This is a genomic window from Intestinimonas sp. RTP31139st1_F5_RTP31139_211217, from assembly GCF_040226735.1.
In the GTDB taxonomy this organism is placed as follows: Bacteria; Bacillota; Clostridia; order Oscillospirales; family Oscillospiraceae; genus Intestinimonas; species Intestinimonas butyriciproducens.
Map to the genome: position 1 here is coordinate 142051 of NZ_JBCOAQ010000004.1, position 14844 is coordinate 156894.

Genomic DNA, 14844 nt, shown 5'->3' on the forward strand with positions numbered 1-14844 from the left:
AGCGGCACAGCTTAAGCTGTGCCGCTTTCTCATGCGTTTTCTCTACCGGACGGCGGGAAACAGGACCGTGATCTCTGTCCCCTTGCCCGGCTCGCTCTTCAGGGAAATGCTTCCCCCGTAGAGGAGCACAATATGCTTGACGATGGAAAGCCCCAATCCGGTGCCGCCGGTCTTGCGCGCTCTCCCCTTGTCCACCCGGTAAAACCGCTCAAAGACCCGCTCCCGGCTCTCCTTGGGGATCCCAATGCCGGTATCGGAGACGGTAATGGCCACCTTTCCGTCCCGCTGCGCCGCCTGCACGTCCACCCGTCCGCCGGGCTCGTTATATTTGATGCCGTTCTCCATCAGGTTAGTGAGCAGTTCGCGCAGGCGTCCGGGCGCCACCGCCACCTCGGCATTGTCACCGGAGAGGTTGACACTGATCTTCGCCGCCTCGGCCATCTGTCCCAGCGCGGCGCGGCACTCCTCCGCCACCGAGAGCACGTTTGCCCGGTCGTCGGACTGGGGCATGACCACGGATTCCAGCTCGGATATCTTCAGCACATCGTTGATGAGTTCAATAAGCCGGTCTACCTCCACGCCAATCATGGTGATGAAGCGTTTCTGATCTTCCGGGTCCTTCACCATGCCCGAGGACATCATATCGGTAAAGCCCTTGATGCTGGTCAGGGGGGTCTTGAGCTCGTGGGACACATTGGCAGCAAATTCGCTCCGCACGGTCTGGAGCTTCTCGCCCTCCTGCTCCAGCTCTTCCTCCTTCTGCTCCAGAGGCTGGGCCGTGCGGTCCGCCAGCTTTCGGGCCAGCACGAGCATGAGGACCAGCGCCACGACCGCAGCCACCAGGAATCCGACCAGGCCCTGAAGAACCAGGGCATTCACCGAGGAGATGGGCATGGAGAGACGGCCCACATTCCCATCGGTGAACTGTTTCGCCTCATAGAGGAGCATCTCGCCGGTGGTGTCCGACTTGCGCTCCGCCTCGCCCCAGCCGGTCTCGAGTGCGGACTTGAACTCGGGCCGGTCCGCATGGTTCTCCGTAACCTGCCCATAGGTGTCGGAGAGCACCTTGCCCTCCGGGGAGATGATGGTCAGCCGTTTGTCCGGCGCGGCGGTGTGGAGCTGCTGCGACCAAGCCTCAGCGTCCGTATAATAGTTCTGGGCGTCCATCAGGTTCAGCAGCTCTACCAGAGTCTGCCGGGCGGAAGAGATCTCCCGGTCCCGGTAGACCCAGACCCCAAAGGCGCTGGAAAGCGCGATCCCCAAGGTGGCAATGAGTAAGAAATAAGTAGTCAAACGTCTTTTCACAGAAAAGGCCCCCATCCCAAATCAGAGATAGCCGTTCATCACGGCATTTTATAACCCACGCCACGAACAGTCTGGATATAACCGTCTCCCAGCTTCTGGCGGAGGGTTTTCACATGCATATCCACTGTGCGGGTCTCGCCGGCAAAGTCGTAGTCCCACACCGCCTGGAGGATATCGTCCCGCGTGAGTACCATGCCGCGCCGCGAGGCCAGGAGGCGCAGCAGTTCAAACTCCTTATACGTAAGTTCCACCAGGGCGCCGTTTTTCCGCACCTCTCTGGCGGCCGGATCGATCTCCAGGTCGCCGCAGGTGATGACCGCCTCGCTCCTGGGCCGGCCGGTGCGGCGGAGCAGCGCCTTGACCCTGGCCTGAAGCTCCATAATGCCGAAGGGCTTGACCACATAGTCGTCTGCCCCGCCCTCCAGGCCCTTGACCTTATCCATCTCGGAGGTCCTTGCGGTGAGCATCAGGACCGGCACATCCCCCAGGTCCGCGTCGGCCTGGAGGCGGCGGAGGATCTCCAGACCGTCCATACCAGGCAGCATGATATCCAGAATGAAGAGGGATGGCTTCAGCTCCCCGCCCGTCTCAAAGTAGGCCTCGCCCGACTCAAAGCAGCCCACCTCATACCCCACGGAACGAAAATAGTAGCGCAGCATCTCCCGGATGCTCTCATCATCCTCAATGATCACAATGGTCTCTGGCATTGTCTTGTCCTCCTCATGCTTCCCTTTTCTCTTGCGCCGCTCCACGGCCTCCGGAGCGCCGTCATTTTGACGGTCTAAAAGGAAAAACAGGTCCGCGGTGCGGACCTGTCCCGGCGCCGTCTGTAAACTTCACTGTTTGGCTGCTCCGCTCGCCTTCGCGCTTCTCAGAGCTCTCCGGTGACGCAGAATATCGCCCACTGGGCAATATTGACCGCGTGATCGGCGATCCTCTCCAAGTACTTTGCAATGATGATAAAGTCGATGGAAAGATCCGCCTCGTCCAGGTTGTCCGCCACCTGGTTGATCAGGTCCCCCTTGATTTTCCGGAAGAGCTCATCCACCTCGTCGTCCAGGTTGACCACGGCGTGGGCGGTCTCCACATCCCGCCCGGTATAGGACGAAATGGCCTGCCGCACCATGAGCCCTGCCTTGCAGGCCATCACACCGATGTCCTGAGGCACCTTGACCTCCCCCTGCCTGGAGAACAGCAGGGAAATCTCTGCGATATTCGCCGCCTGGTCGCCGATGCGCTGGAGGTCAGTGACCATCTTCATGGCCGCTGAAATGGCCCGCAGGTCCCGGGCCACCGGCTGCTGCCGCAGCAGGAGCTGGAGGCAGCGGTTCTCAATATCCCGCTCCATCTGGTCCATGGAGGCCGTCATGTCGATGGCCGCCTTGGCATGGGCCTCGTCGTCCGTGGAGAGGCTTTCCGTCACTACATCGATGGCGTCCTGAGCGGTACGCGCCATGGCCGTCAGCGCCTCATTGAGCTCCAGCAGTTCCGCGTCAAATGTTTTTCTCATGTGCTCATGCCCTCCTTAGCCGAAACGGCCCGTAATGTAGTCCTCTGTCCTCTTGTCCTTCGGGACGGAGAAGAGCTGGCTGGTATCTCCATATTCGATAAGCTCGCCCAGCAGGAAGAAGGCGCACTTGTCGGAGATACGGGTGGCCTGCTGCATGTTGTGGGTCACAATTACTATTGTATAGGAATTTTTCAAATCTGCAATCAAATCTTCGATTTTTGAGGTAGAAATTGGGTCCAGCGCGGAGGTCGCCTCGTCCATCAGGAGGATATCCGGCTCCACGGCCAGCGCGCGTGCGATGCAGATGCGCTGCTGCTGGCCGCCGGAGAGGCCCAGCGCGGACTTTTTGAGCCTGTCCTTGACCTCATCCCAGATGGCCGCGCCCCGCAGGGAGCGCTCCACGATCTCATCCAGCTTGGCCTTGTTCCGGATGCCGTGGGTCCGGGGCCCGTAGGCAATGTTGTCATAGATGGACATAGGGAAGGGATTGGGCTTCTGAAACACCATGCCGATCTGCTTGCGCAGCCAGGTCACGTCCACGTCGGGGGCGTAGATCTCCTTGCCCCGGTACTGCACGCTGCCGGTAATCGTGACGCCCGGCACCAGGTCGTTCATCCGGTCCAGCGTCTTGAGGAAGGTGGACTTGCCACAGCCGGATGGCCCGATGAGGGCAGTGACCTCCCGCGCCGGAATGTCGATGCTGACGCCCTTCAGCGCCTGGGTCTGCCCATAATAGAGGTCCAGATTCCTGGCCGATAAGATTGCTTCCATAACGTAACCTCCTATCCCTGCCGCCGCTTGAGCTTTTTGCCCACAAAATTGGCGGAGAGATTGATGATGAGGGTGAGAATCATAAGGATGGCGGCGATGGCAAAAGCCACCTCAAATTCCCCCTGTTCCTTGGCATAGACGTAAAGGGCCACGGTCAGTGTGGCGCCGGAGCTGGTGAGCCCGGTGAAGAAGCCGTTGAGGGCATGGGCGAAGCCGGCGGTAAAGAGAAGGGCGGCGGATTCGCCCACGATACGTCCGATGGCCAGGATACAGCCGGTAACGATGCCGTCAATGGAGCAGGGCAGCACGATGGTACGGATCATATGCCACTTTCCGCTCCCCAGGCCCAGCGCCCCCTCCCGATAGGAGGCGGGCACGGTTTTCAGGGATTCCTGGGTGGTACGCACGATGGTGGGCAGGGTCATGATGACCAGCGTAAGCGCGCCCGCCAGCAGACTTTTGCCCAGCAGGGGGGTGAAGATGAGCATGCCCACCAGTCCGTAGATGATGGAGGGGATGCCGGTGAGGGTCTCGGTGGCAAATTCAATGACGGTCACCAGCTTTCGGTTCCGGGCGTACTCGGTGAGGTAAATGGCGGCGCCCACGCCCAGAGGCAGCACGATCACCAGCGTGGCGATGACAATATAGAGCGTATTGAGGATATCGGGCAGAATGCCGATGTTGTCCGACAGGTAGCTGGGCTTGGTAGAGATGAGGTTCCATGTCACATGGGGAAGGCCCCGGTAGAAGATATAGCCGATCATGAACACCAGCAGGGCACAGGTGAGAAAGGCGCAGAGATAGAGCAGGCAGCGCAGGGTCTTGTCATAGAGCTTTCGTGCGCCGGAGAGCTTTTCCATATCCATGTTCTTACTTCTCCTTGTTCCGCTTCAGGAGCGCGTTGAGGGTGACATTGATGAGCATAATGAATAGGAAGAGCACCAGGGCGATGGAAAAGAGCGCCTGCCGCTGAAGCCCCGAGGAGTAGGACATCTCGCTGGCCACGGCGGTGGTAAGGAACCGGACGCTCTGGAAGAGGGAGGGCATATTGGCCACGTTGCCGGCCACCATCATGACGGCCATGGCTTCGCCGATGGCCCGGCCGATGCCCAGGACGATGGAGGCGGCGATGCCGCTCTTGGCCGCCGGGACGGAGACCCGGAAATAGGTCTCGATCTCCGCGGCGCCCAGCGCCAGAGACGCCTCCTCGTATTCCTTGGGCACAGCGTTGAGCGCGGTCTCGGAGACAGAGATGATGGAGGGCAGGATCATAATGGCTAGCACCACAATGGCCGCCAGGAGACAGGCGCCGTCGGCCAGGCCGAAGGCCGTACGAATGGCAGGCACCAAAATGATCATGCCCACCAGGCCGTAGACCACCGAGGGAATGCCCGCCAGCAGGTCCACGGCGGGGCGGACCAGCCCTGCCAGCGATCTGGGGGCCACCTTGGCGAGAAATACCGCCGTCATAAAGCCCACGGGAACACCGATGAGGATGGCTCCCGCAGTGCCGTAAATCGATGTGAGAATGAAGGGGAGAATCCCAAACTTGGGCTCCGCCGCCGTGGAAGCCCAAGTTTTGCCGAAGAGGAAGTCCACCAGGCCGATCTCCCGGATGGCGGGCAGGCCCGCGGCGATGAGATAAATACTGATAAGCAGGACAAAGCCGATGGTGACGACGCCGAAGAGCAGGAAGACCAGGTGCATCGTCTGTTCCAAGGCATTATGGGCGCCGCTGTGTTTCATATCGCGTCCAGACCTTTCCCGAAGTTTTTATCTGTCATTTACAAACTTTACATTGTCCCTTAGAAAAAACCCCCGGCCGGGTGTTCCGCGGATCGGCACGGGAGTTTTTCCTGGGTGCTGTCGAAGAGGGGGAGGAGGGGGGCTTTCTTACTTTGCAACAGGCACCGCACCGGCGGCAGCAATGATCTCATTGGCATCGGCGCTGGTGGCGAAATCGAAGAAGGCCTGAGCGGCTTCGCTGAGGGCCTCGCCGGTGCGGGTGGCCAGGACGAAGGGGCGCTGAATGGTGTAGGTGCCGTCCAACACGGTCTCTTCAGAGGGGGCCACGCCGCCCACAGTCAGAGCCTTGACACTGTCCTTCACAGCGGAGAGGGAGGCGTAGCCGATGGCGTTGGGGTTGCCGGCCACAGTGGTGATCACATCGCCGGTGGAGGTCAGCTCCTGGTTGTACTTGCAGGCTTCCTTGGTGTCGGTGATCGTCTCGAAGCCGTCCCGGGTGCCGGACCCGGCCTCACGGCCAATGCGGGAGATCTCCAGGTCGTCACCGCCCACGTCCTTCCAGTTGGTAATCTCGCCGGTGTAGATCTGGGCGATCTGCTCCACGCTGAGGTCGCTCACAGGATTGGCGGGATTGACGATGATGGCGATGCCGTCCAGGGCCACAATGGTCTCGGTGAGGGTGGCCTTCTCCTCGTCCTTCAGGGCGCGGCTGGAGAGGCCGATGTCACAGGTGCCGTCGATGGCGGCCTGGATGCCGGTGCCGGAGCCGGTGGGGTTGTAGGTAAAGTTCACGTCGGGGTTCATCTCCGTAAAGGCCTCGCCCAGGGAGCCGATGATCTTCTCCATGGAAGTCGAGCCGTCGGTGGCCACATTGCCGGAGAGCTTGGCCGGCTCGGAAGAGGTCTGAGTGGGCTCAGCAGAGGGGGTGCCGCTGTCGCTGTTGGAGCAGCCCGCGAAGAGGCCCGCGCACAGGGTCAGGGAGAGCAGCATTGCAAGCGATTTCTTCATTGTTTTTCATTCTCCAATCCATATAGGTTTCTCGGAACTGCTTTCAGTATACCGGCCCTTTGTAAAGTCCGCTTTCTTCTCTGTGTAAACTCTTCGTAAAGCCTATTTTGCCCGAAAATCAGCAAAAAACGCCGTCTCCGTAAGAAACAGAGGCGGCGTTTTACAATTTTACATTCTGTGTAAAGTCCTCTTACAGGCCCAGAAACCGTCTCAGGTCGGGCAGGTCCGGCGCGATATGGACGTGGGGAAACGCCGCAAAGGCGGCGGCCGGCGTCGTCCCGTTGAGGACCGCGCAGAAATCCGTCCCGGCGTTGTCCGCGGTCCCGGCGTCGATGACGGTATCCCCGCAGTAGAGCACCTGCTCCGGGACCAGGCCCAGCCGCTCCACAGCAGTGTTGAGCCCCTCCGGGTCCGGCTTGGGGCGGCGGACCTTGTCCCCGCCGATCACAAAGGAGAATACGTCCAACAGCCCGTGCTGGGCAAAAATACTCTCCAGGGTCTCCGTATGCTTGGTGCTCACCACGGCGGTGGCGACCCCCGCTGCCCGCAGCGCGTGCAAAAGCGCTTCCGCACCCTCACACAGGGGCGTGCCCGCCGCCTGCATGGGCCGCGCCACGGAGGAAAACTGCGCCCGAAACGCCGCTCTTCCCTGCTCCGTGGCATCCCCTGTGAGCTGCGTATAGGCGTCCTCCAGCAGCATACCCACGGTGTGCCGCACCGTCTCCCGGTCCGGCTCCGGGTACCCCATCACCGAAAATCCGTGCCGGAACCCCGCAAAAATAGCGTCGGTGGCGTCGCCCAGTGTATAGTCAAAGTCAAAAATGACGGCCTTATAATCCATGCCTGTTCCTCCGGTGCATAAATCGCGGGCGGCTCGGCTGGGCCGCCCGGCGTCCTTTTCATTCGTATTGCTTTCTGCCCGTAGTGCTAGGAATCCCCAGCTCATCCCGATATTTGGCCACCGTGCGGCGGGAGATCTCGCACCCGTCCTTCGCCATGAGTTCACACAGCTTCTGATCGGAGAGAGGTTTGTGTTTGTCCTCCTCCGTGATAAGCTTTTTGAGCATCGCCTTGGCGGTATCGGGAGAAGAGGCGTCGCCCGGGCCGCCGACCACACCGCCGCCCAGGCTGCGGGAGAAAAAGTAGCTCAGAGGATAGACGCCGCTGGAGCACTGGAGGTATTTGTCCTTTACCGTGCGGCTCACCGTAGACTCGTGCACCCCCACCCGCTGCGCGATATCGGCCAGCGACATAGGTTTGAGGTGGCCGGGGCCGTGGCGGAAAAAGTCCTCCTGCAGGTCCAGCATAACCTCCGCGCACTGCATCAGAGTGGAACGCCGCTGCTCAATGCTCCGCACCACCCATTTGGCCTGCCGGACCTTGTTCACCAGGTAATCCTTCACCTCGTCGTCTTTGCTGTCCCTGAGCATCCTGCAATAATAGGAGCTCACATTGAGGGTGGGGAAAAAGTAGTCGTTGGTCAGCAACTCGAAGTGATCCGGAAAGTTGACGACAAAAATATCCGGATTGATGTAAATGAGGTTTTCTCGGGCGGCAAACCCGCCGCCCGGCCTGGGATTCAGCGACCGGATCAGCTCACAGGCCGCATAGACCTGTTCCTGCGTGGCCCCGAGGGCCTTGGCGATGAAGCCGTATCGATTCTTGCTGAGGGGGTCCAGATAGTCCTGGGCGATCCGGATTGCCAGTCCGCTGTCCTCGCGGCGGTTGAGCTGGAGCACCAGACATTCCGAGAGGGTCCTCGCCCCCACCCCCGCCGGTTCCAGGCTCTGAACGATCTCCAGCGCCCGTGCCGCCAAATCCAGGGGCTTCTCCATCTGTACTGCCAGGTCCTCCAGCGGCTCGTCCAGCCAGCCGTTCTGGTTCAGGGACTCCACTAAAAAACGCCCCGCCTCCAGGAGCTCCGGCTCCAGGTCCAGCAGCTCCAGTTGAGAGAGCACGTAGAGATAGAGGTTTTCCTCCGTCTCATCCGCGTTCCCGTAATTGGAGACGGGGTCCGTCCCGTCATCCTCACTGTCCTGTTGGTGATAGACCCGGTTTTGCGCATCCGTGGACTCCAGCCACTCCAGTTTTCGCTGCAAGTCTACGCCCTCATCCTTGCCTGCGTATTTTTCCTCCATCTCCAGGACCGGGTTTTCCTGCACCTGATTTTCGATGTACTCCAGAAGCTCCTGGGAGCCCATCTGGAGTATCTCCATCGATTGCATCATTTGAGGCGACAGGGTCTGGGTCTGTTTCATCGACATATTCAGTTCCATCGTCCGTCCCCCTTACCAATTATACTTCACTCTCTTCCGTTCAAAAGTATAACACAATTCGATGCAGAATTACAATCGTCTATCTCCAATTTGGCATGATCTTTGCTTGTAGAATTTTTTGAGCACGCATAAAAAAGTTGGTGCTTTTCCCGGATTCCCTGTTGACAATCTCCCTTCCATCTGATAGAATAAACGTCGCTGCGGACGAGCTATAGTGTCCGATACGCTGGTGTAGCTCAGCTGGTAGAGCAGCTGATTTGTAATCAGCAGGTCGGGGGTTCGAATCCGTCCACCAGCTCCATCGTCTGTTTGAAAGGCGTCAACTGCATATGGAGGAGTTCCCGAGTGGCCAAAGGGGGCAGACTGTAAATCTGTTGTCGTCGACTTCGATGGTTCGAATCCATCCTCCTCCACCAGTAAGGAAAACCCTTGCATCCCAAAGGATGCGAGGGTTTTTTATGCCTGCGTTTGTCACCCATAATCACGCGACAGAACACGATGAATCCCAAAATATTGGGTACAGGGAACGCCACCCCCTCCCGGGGCACGGCTCGAGAGAAAGGTGAAAATAATCATCCACCGGCTTTGCCGGTGGATGATTATTTTCACGTTCTTTAAAAGTCCGCGCTGCCCACGGTGCGGGGATGGGGCAGGACGTCGCGGATATTGCCCACACCGGTGAGATACATGACCATCCGCTCAAAGCCCAGGCCGAACCCCGCGTGCTTGCAGCCGCCATAACGGCGCAGGTCCAGATACCACCAGTAGTCCTTGGGGTCCATGCCCAGCTCCCGGATCCGGTTCTCCAGCACATCCAGCCGCTCCTCACGCTGGGAGCCGCCGATGATCTCGCCGATGCCGGGCACAAGGCAGTCGGCAGCCGCCACCGTCTTCCCGTCGTCGTTGAGGCGCATATAGAAAGCCTTGATCTCCTTGGGGTAGTCCGTTACAAAGACCGGCTTTTGGAACACCTGCTCGGTGAGATACCGCTCGTGCTCGGTCTGAAGATCGCAGCCCCAGTCCACAGGGTAGTCAAACTTGTGGCCGGACCGCTTCAGGAGCTCCACCGCCTCGGTGTAGGTCACCCGTCCGAAGTCGGAGGAAGCCACATGCTCCAGCCGCTCCTTCAGGCCCTTATCCACAAAGGATTGGAAGAAATTCATCTCATCGGGGCATTTCTCCATCACCGTGCGGATGACAAATTTGATCATGGCCTCCGCCACATCCATATCTCCCGCCAGGTCGCAGAACGCCATCTCCGGCTCGATCATCCAGAACTCGGCGGCGTGACGGGTGGTGTTGGACTTCTCGGCGCGGAAGGTGGGGCCGAAGGTGTATACGTCTCCGAAAGCCATGGCGAAATTTTCCGCGTTCAACTGTCCGGACACAGTGAGATTGGCGGGCTTGCCGAAAAAGTCCTGGCTGTAATCCACGGCCCCGTCCTCTGTTCTGGGGAGGTGATCCATGTCCAGCGTGGTGACCCGGAACATCTCCCCCGCGCCCTCACAGTCAGAGGCGGTGATGATGGGCGTGTGCACATAGACAAAGCCCCGGTCCTGGAAGAAGGTATGGATGGCGTGGGCGGCCATGGAGCGCACCCGGAAGGCGGCGGAAAAGAGGTTGGTCCGGGGCCGAAGATGCTGTATGGTCCTCAGATACTCCACGCTGTGCCGCTTCTTCTGGAGGGGATAGTCCGGTGTGGAGGCACCTTCCACCGAGATGGCGGCGGCCTTGATCTCCAGGGGCTGTTTCGCCTCGGGGGTCAGAACCACGGTGCCGGTGACGGACAGGGCGGCGCCCACGTTTTGTCCGGCGATCTCTTTATAATTCTCCAGGGCGGCGGCATCCATAACGACCTGCAAATTTTTGAAGCAGGAGCCGTCGTTGAGCTCAATAAAGCCGAAGGTCTTCATGTCCCGGATCGTGCGGGCCCAGCCGGACACGGCGACTTCCTTGCCGCCGAATGCCTCCTGATCCGCGAAAATCTGCGCGATCTTTGTGCGTTCCATTGGGTACTTCCTCTCTCTACGTCGTTGTAGGCTTCCACAGTACCCTCTATTATACGGACTCCAACGGAATTTTACAAGGGATTTCTAGGGTTTGTTTGAACATCGTCAGCGCCTTTCAGCGCGGGCAGCTATCTTCTGGCCCTTCCCCAGCATACCCACAGCAGGGAGAGCAGCGCCGCCGTCCCGTAGAGTTCCGTCCATCCCATCCAGGCCCGCAGGCCATAAAATACGACGGCGGCGGGAAGCGCCAGCGGCAGCGCCAAAATACTGAGTATCCCCCATCTCATCAGCAACCCTGCGGCGGCGGAAACCAGATGGACCACTCCCGCGATCAAGAGAATCCTCTGCAGGAGGGGCCGTCCGCCCTCAGTTCCGCTCAGGAAGGTAAAAACCGCCCAGAAAATGAGATAACCTCCCGTGGCCAATGCGCTCCCATGCCCCGCCGGCCCCCCCATCCAGGCACCTCCCGCGTTGCAGAGGACGGTCAGCCCCGTGACGGCCGCCGCGCCGCACAGCCAGAGGCACACTCCTGCGGCCGTATTCATGGTGCCCCCTTCCTCCGGCGCAGTGCGCACACCCCCCATGCAAGGCCCCAGCCGGTCAGTGCCGAGGCGCCGATCCCCAGAAAAAGGGCGACCCCAAGCTGCCAGAACCAGCCCCCATCCAGCCAGCACGCCACCGCACCCCAAAGAGGCACGGACAGCAGGAGAAGAGGGACCCAGCGCAGACACCTCGCCCGTCTTCTGGTGAAGCGCAGGAGCAAGAGCTGGAGCGACAGCATCAGAAGCAGCGGTGCAAACGCAATCAACAGCAGCCATTCCATTAGGGTCGCCTCCTCTCTTTTCGCCGCCGCCAGGCGGCCCCAACCAAATTTCCCGCCAGGGGGCACGCCAGCGCGATCCCCCAAAAGAGGGGAATCCGCTGTCCCCCGTAGACCCACAGGGACGCGGGCAGGAAGATCAGCAGGCTCGCCGCCGGATAGAGCAGGCACACACCCTGCCGCTTGCCCAGTGAGAGCGCGGGGAAAAAGCCCCCCAGGGGGAGCAGCAGACAGGGGATCAGCAGTGCCCGCAGCACTGGCACGTCGGGGGCGTCCAGCAGGGCCAGCACCGCAGGCAGGACGGCGTTGACCAGCAGCAGGACAGGCAGATAGGGCAGGCTCTCCCTCCACCGCAGGGGGGATGGGCCGGCCTCCAGCCCCAGGGCGGAGCGGAGCTGCCGCACATCGGCGTACCACCCCACCCACCTGCCCAGCCAGACCACCAGGTAGATGGCCCCCAGCAGAGCCAGCCACCCGGGGAGGTATCTCCACGCCACACCAAGGCACACCCGCAGTATGGCCCCGAGGAGCCCGGCGGTGACTAAAAAGTGGAGTCCGGAGCGGAGGAGCACGCTCCGCCCCTCGCCCTCAAAGGGCAGGGTGGCCACCCCCACCGCCGCCCCAAAGGCGAAGAAAAGGGCCAGGGTGACGGCGACAGCCCCCAGGATGCCGCAACTCTGTATCAGTGCCCCGCAAAGGGGCGGCGCGGAGAACCCGCCGATAAACAGAGGCCGATAGCCGGCCCCTGCCAGGCCCGCCCCTGCCAAACCGCCCGCCAGAATGCGGACGATCCAACTTTTTTGTCCGGCAGACATGAGACCTCCCCCTTTCAGAGCTCCAACGCTTCTTTGATCTTCTTGACATACCGCCGGGAGACATAGCACACGACTCCTTCCGCCAGGGTCATTTTGATCGTGCCCGTGAGGGACAGATCCAGAGCCGTGACCTTCCGCAGATTGACAATCTCCGAATGGGAGATCCGAACAAAGGTGTGGCGGTCCAGCCTGGCCTCCAGCTCATAGAGCCGTTCCCGCAGATCGTACACGCCCTCCGCCGTCTGGGCCTTCACCCCCTTATCCTGGGCAAAGCATCGGAGGATCGCCTCCTCCCGCAGAGGCACGGCGGTCTCGCCCCGCCAGCCCGTGAGCCCTCCGCCGCCCTCCAGCCGAGCGGCCAGATCACGGATCTCGTCGGTGAGGACGGGGGCCGTGATGGTCACCCGCGGCTCCCGGCAATCAGGATCGATATGGACCTCTACCCGCAACGCCCCCTCCCCCTTTCTATTTCCCAGTATAAAGTAAAAAGAGGCCGTCTGTCCACTGTTTGGGGACAGACGGCCTCTCTGCCGTGATATTCGGCTCAGGCGATGGCCTCGCCTCCGACCGTGTAGGTCCAGGTCCCGTCCTGTTCCATGGAGGCGGTGCAGTCCAGGAAGAAATAGGCCCCCAGGCCCGAACGCCACTTTTGCGCGTCGAACTTTCCGGTCTCTCCGGTGATGGAGAAGAGGCACCCGTCCTCCCAATAGAGGTTTTCCCTGTCGATATAGCCCTGTTCGGCCAACTCCTCCCAGGTGCCCATGACCGGCAGGATGTCGTGCTCCATGCCGAAGGCGTAAGCCACGGCCGCCTTCTCCCCTTCAGTCAGGCCGGTAAAGCCCGAGAGGTCCACGCCCAGCTGGGTGATATCCTCGTTGAGGCCCGCGTCCACCTCCCACAGGTCCGCCAGCACCTGGAGGCAGAGCCCACAGCGGTCGTCGGCGGCAGCTCCCTCCGCCGGGCGCACGGCAAGGACATTGGCGAACTGGGCGGGCCAAGTCTCCAGGATCATCCCGTCATACAGAATCTCCACCATCATGCCGTCGGCCAGGGGCTCTTCCAGTCCCAGAGCGGAGACGTCCAGGGTATACACCTCACCGGCCTCTTCCCCCGCCAGGATCAGGGCGCCCTCCGCGCCGCCGTCCACCACCCGGCAGACGGCGCGCACGCCTTCCTCCGGGGTCTGGGCGGGCATGGCGGTCTCCCCGCCCGGAGCGGTCTCCACAGCGGAAGAGGCGCCCCCCGGCGCGGGCTCCTCCCCCTGCGCCGGCATGGTCCGGTATCCGCAGCCGGCGAGCAGCGCCAGGCTCAGCGCCAGCGCCATCCAGGTTCTTTTCCCCATATAGAATCGACCTCCTTTTTTCTTTTAGACGGCGCCATCGCCGCTCTTGTTCCGCCCTGGGAAAATTCCCTCTTGACATTTCGTCCGAAGCGAGTAAACTAAGCATATGATTACAAAATAAATTATTGCTTAGGAGGCGAGACCATGACCCAGCGGGAGGCCCAGATCCTGCAATGGATCCAGGAAAATCCCCTCATCTCCCAGCAGGAGCTGGCGGACCGGGCGGGGATCACCCGCTCGTCGGTAGCGGTCCACATCTCCAACCTGATGAAAAAGGGCTATATCGACGGCAAAGGCTACATCATCCGCACCGCCCCATACGCCGTGGTGGTGGGCGGGGTGAACATGGACATCGGCGGCACGCCCTACGCTCCGCTGGTGGGCCAGGACTCCAATCCCGGCAGAGTGCGCATGTCCCTGGGCGGTGTGGGACGAAACATCGCCCATAACATGGCCCTTCTGGGCCTGGACGTGCGCATGATTACCGCTCTGGGCGACGATATGAACGCCCAGAAGATCACCACCTCCTGCATTGAACTGGGCATTGACCTGGGCCCCTCTCTGCAGGTGCCCGGCGGGACCACCTCCACTTATCTCTTTATCACCAACGACAAGGGGGATATGGAGCTGGCCGTATCCGATATGGAGATCTACGACCATTTGACACCCCGGTTCCTCGCCACCAAGGAGCAGCTCCTCAACAACGCCCGGCTGGTGGTGGCGGACACTAACATCCCCGCCGAGAGCCTTCAATGGCTGGCCGCAAACTGCAAGGCCCCCCTCTTCGTGGACCCGGTCTCCACCGCCAAGGCGGTGAAGGTGGCGCCGGTCCTGGGCGCGCTCCACACGCTCAAGCCCAACCGCATCGAGGCGGAGCTTCTCTCCGGCGTCCCCATCGTCGACGACAGGAGTCTGGCCGCCTGCGCCGACGCTCTGCTCGCCACAGGGCTGCACCGGGTCTTCATCAGCCTGGGGGGAGACGGCGTCTATGCCGCCGACCACCTGGGCGGGCACCAAAAGGTCCCCTGTGTCCCGGCCAGGATGGTGAACACCACCGGCTGCGGGGACGCCTTTATGGCCGCCTTGGCCTGGGGCTGGCTGGAGGGCCTGGGCCTGGAAGAGGCCGCCCGCGCGGGCCTTGCCGCCTCCGCTATCGCCATGGAGGGCACCGAGACCATCAATCCCGAACTGACCGCCGCAGCGGTCAGAGCCCGCGCCGGACTATGAGCCGCCCCCTTCTCT

At 61.2% G+C, this 14844-nt stretch carries 16 protein-coding genes and 2 tRNA genes; 3 read left to right on the forward strand and 15 right to left on the reverse strand.

Annotated elements, in window-relative coordinates:
* Positions 1-42 precede the first annotated feature (42 nt).
* The 9 genes from ABUA09_RS05305 to rpoN form a co-directional block, all read right to left on the reverse strand.
* The gene (locus ABUA09_RS05305) at positions 43-1305 is read right to left on the reverse strand and encodes a sensor histidine kinase (protein WP_033117329.1); all 1263 of its coding nucleotides are present in this window, start codon (positions 1303-1305) and stop codon (positions 43-45) included.
* A gap of 38 nt (positions 1306-1343) precedes the next feature.
* Positions 1344-2012 carry a response regulator transcription factor gene (locus ABUA09_RS05310; RefSeq protein ID WP_058118295.1) on the reverse strand — a complete coding sequence of 223 codons (669 nt, stop codon included), beginning with the start codon at positions 2010-2012 and terminating at the stop codon, positions 1344-1346.
* Positions 2013-2176: 164 nt separating this feature from the next.
* Positions 2177-2815, reverse strand: coding sequence for a phosphate signaling complex protein PhoU (gene phoU / locus ABUA09_RS05315; RefSeq protein WP_033117327.1), 639 nt, complete (start codon positions 2813-2815; stop codon positions 2177-2179).
* Positions 2816-2830: 15 nt separating this feature from the next.
* Complete coding sequence (gene pstB / locus ABUA09_RS05320; protein WP_033117326.1) at positions 2831-3586, reverse strand: phosphate ABC transporter ATP-binding protein PstB; 756 nt, start codon at positions 3584-3586, stop codon at positions 2831-2833.
* 11 nt (positions 3587-3597) lie between these two features.
* Complete coding sequence (pstA, locus tag ABUA09_RS05325) at positions 3598-4452, reverse strand: phosphate ABC transporter permease PstA (protein WP_033117325.1); 855 nt, start codon at positions 4450-4452, stop codon at positions 3598-3600.
* Positions 4453-4456: 4 nt separating this feature from the next.
* Positions 4457-5293: a phosphate ABC transporter permease subunit PstC gene (gene pstC, locus ABUA09_RS05330; protein WP_438268279.1), complete on the reverse strand. Its 837-nt coding sequence runs from the start codon at positions 5291-5293 to the stop codon at positions 4457-4459.
* Positions 5294-5479: 186 nt separating this feature from the next.
* Positions 5480-6340 (reverse strand): phosphate ABC transporter substrate-binding protein, encoded by an 861-nt coding sequence (locus ABUA09_RS05335; protein WP_033117323.1) that lies wholly within the window; start codon positions 6338-6340, stop codon positions 5480-5482.
* 190 nt (positions 6341-6530) lie between these two features.
* Positions 6531-7181, reverse strand: a complete 651-nt coding sequence (locus ABUA09_RS05340) for an HAD family hydrolase (RefSeq protein WP_349949194.1) — start codon at positions 7179-7181, stop codon at positions 6531-6533.
* Positions 7182-7239: 58 nt separating this feature from the next.
* Entirely contained in the window at positions 7240-8616 is a 1377-nt protein-coding gene (gene rpoN / locus ABUA09_RS05345; protein WP_227151839.1) for an RNA polymerase factor sigma-54, read from the reverse strand.
* A 225-nt stretch (positions 8617-8841) separates the two neighbouring features.
* On the opposite strand from rpoN, the gene ABUA09_RS05350 reads away from it, so the two are divergent.
* Both ABUA09_RS05350 and ABUA09_RS05355 read left to right on the forward strand, forming a co-directional pair.
* A tRNA-Thr gene (locus ABUA09_RS05350) sits at positions 8842-8917 on the forward strand.
* A 30-nt stretch (positions 8918-8947) separates the two neighbouring features.
* Positions 8948-9032 (forward strand) — tRNA-Tyr (locus ABUA09_RS05355).
* A 198-nt stretch (positions 9033-9230) separates the two neighbouring features.
* Here ABUA09_RS05355 and asnS read toward each other — a convergent pair.
* The 6 genes from asnS to ABUA09_RS05385 all read right to left on the reverse strand — a co-directional run bounded on the left by asnS (position 9231) and on the right by ABUA09_RS05385 (position 13602).
* The gene (gene asnS, locus ABUA09_RS05360; RefSeq protein ID WP_208319397.1) at positions 9231-10625 is read right to left on the reverse strand and encodes an asparagine--tRNA ligase; all 1395 of its coding nucleotides are present in this window, start codon (positions 10623-10625) and stop codon (positions 9231-9233) included.
* A gap of 128 nt (positions 10626-10753) precedes the next feature.
* Positions 10754-11170 carry a hypothetical protein gene (locus ABUA09_RS05365; RefSeq protein ID WP_033117319.1) on the reverse strand — a complete coding sequence of 139 codons (417 nt, stop codon included), beginning with the start codon at positions 11168-11170 and terminating at the stop codon, positions 10754-10756.
* Positions 11167-11448 carry a hypothetical protein gene (locus ABUA09_RS05370; RefSeq protein WP_033117318.1) on the reverse strand — a complete coding sequence of 94 codons (282 nt, stop codon included), beginning with the start codon at positions 11446-11448 and terminating at the stop codon, positions 11167-11169. The genes ABUA09_RS05365 and ABUA09_RS05370 overlap by 4 nt, the downstream gene beginning before the upstream one ends.
* A complete protein-coding gene (locus ABUA09_RS05375) occupies positions 11448-12260 on the reverse strand; it encodes a DUF3021 family protein (protein WP_195614765.1) in 813 nt (270 codons plus the stop codon). Before ABUA09_RS05375 ends, ABUA09_RS05370 begins: the two co-directional genes overlap by 1 nt.
* Before the next feature lie 14 nt (positions 12261-12274).
* Positions 12275-12709, reverse strand: a complete 435-nt coding sequence (locus ABUA09_RS05380) for a LytTR family DNA-binding domain-containing protein (protein ID WP_033117316.1) — start codon at positions 12707-12709, stop codon at positions 12275-12277.
* Positions 12710-12804: 95 nt separating this feature from the next.
* Positions 12805-13602, reverse strand: a complete 798-nt coding sequence (locus tag ABUA09_RS05385; RefSeq protein WP_033117315.1) for a hypothetical protein — start codon at positions 13600-13602, stop codon at positions 12805-12807.
* A gap of 144 nt (positions 13603-13746) precedes the next feature.
* Here ABUA09_RS05385 and ABUA09_RS05390 point away from each other — a divergent pair, with 144 nt between their 5' ends.
* Positions 13747-14829, forward strand: a complete 1083-nt coding sequence (locus ABUA09_RS05390; protein ID WP_033117314.1) for a PfkB family carbohydrate kinase — start codon at positions 13747-13749, stop codon at positions 14827-14829.
* Positions 14830-14844 lie beyond the last annotated feature (15 nt).

Bases quoted from the DNA above. Each gene is read 5' to 3' on its own strand.
- ABUA09_RS05310 (WP_058118295.1), bottom strand. From the start codon at position 2,012: ATGCCAGAGACCATTGTGATCATTGAGGATGATGAGAGCATCCGGGAG.
- ABUA09_RS05335 (WP_033117323.1), bottom strand. From the start codon at position 6,340: ATGAAGAAATCGCTTGCAATGCTGCTCTCCCTGACCCTGTGCGCGGGC.
- pstC (WP_438268279.1), bottom strand. From the start codon at position 5,293: ATGCACCTGGTCTTCCTGCTCTTCGGCGTCGTCACCATCGGCTTTGTC.
- asnS (WP_208319397.1), bottom strand. From the start codon at position 10,625: ATGGAACGCACAAAGATCGCGCAGATTTTCGCGGATCAGGAGGCATTC.
- ABUA09_RS05370 (WP_033117318.1), bottom strand. From the start codon at position 11,448: ATGGAATGGCTGCTGTTGATTGCGTTTGCACCGCTGCTTCTGATGCTG.
- ABUA09_RS05340 (WP_349949194.1), bottom strand. From the start codon at position 7,181: ATGGATTATAAGGCCGTCATTTTTGACTTTGACTATACACTGGGCGAC.
- ABUA09_RS05375 (WP_195614765.1), bottom strand. From the start codon at position 12,260: ATGTCTGCCGGACAAAAAAGTTGGATCGTCCGCATTCTGGCGGGCGGT.
- phoU (WP_033117327.1), bottom strand. From the start codon at position 2,815: ATGAGAAAAACATTTGACGCGGAACTGCTGGAGCTCAATGAGGCGCTG.
- ABUA09_RS05365 (WP_033117319.1), bottom strand. From the start codon at position 11,170: ATGAATACGGCCGCAGGAGTGTGCCTCTGGCTGTGCGGCGCGGCGGCC.
- ABUA09_RS05390 (WP_033117314.1), top strand. From the start codon at position 13,747: ATGACCCAGCGGGAGGCCCAGATCCTGCAATGGATCCAGGAAAATCCC.
- pstB (WP_033117326.1), bottom strand. From the start codon at position 3,586: ATGGAAGCAATCTTATCGGCCAGGAATCTGGACCTCTATTATGGGCAG.
- ABUA09_RS05385 (WP_033117315.1), bottom strand. From the start codon at position 13,602: ATGGGGAAAAGAACCTGGATGGCGCTGGCGCTGAGCCTGGCGCTGCTC.
- rpoN (WP_227151839.1), bottom strand. From the start codon at position 8,616: ATGGAACTGAATATGTCGATGAAACAGACCCAGACCCTGTCGCCTCAA.
- pstA (WP_033117325.1), bottom strand. From the start codon at position 4,452: ATGGATATGGAAAAGCTCTCCGGCGCACGAAAGCTCTATGACAAGACC.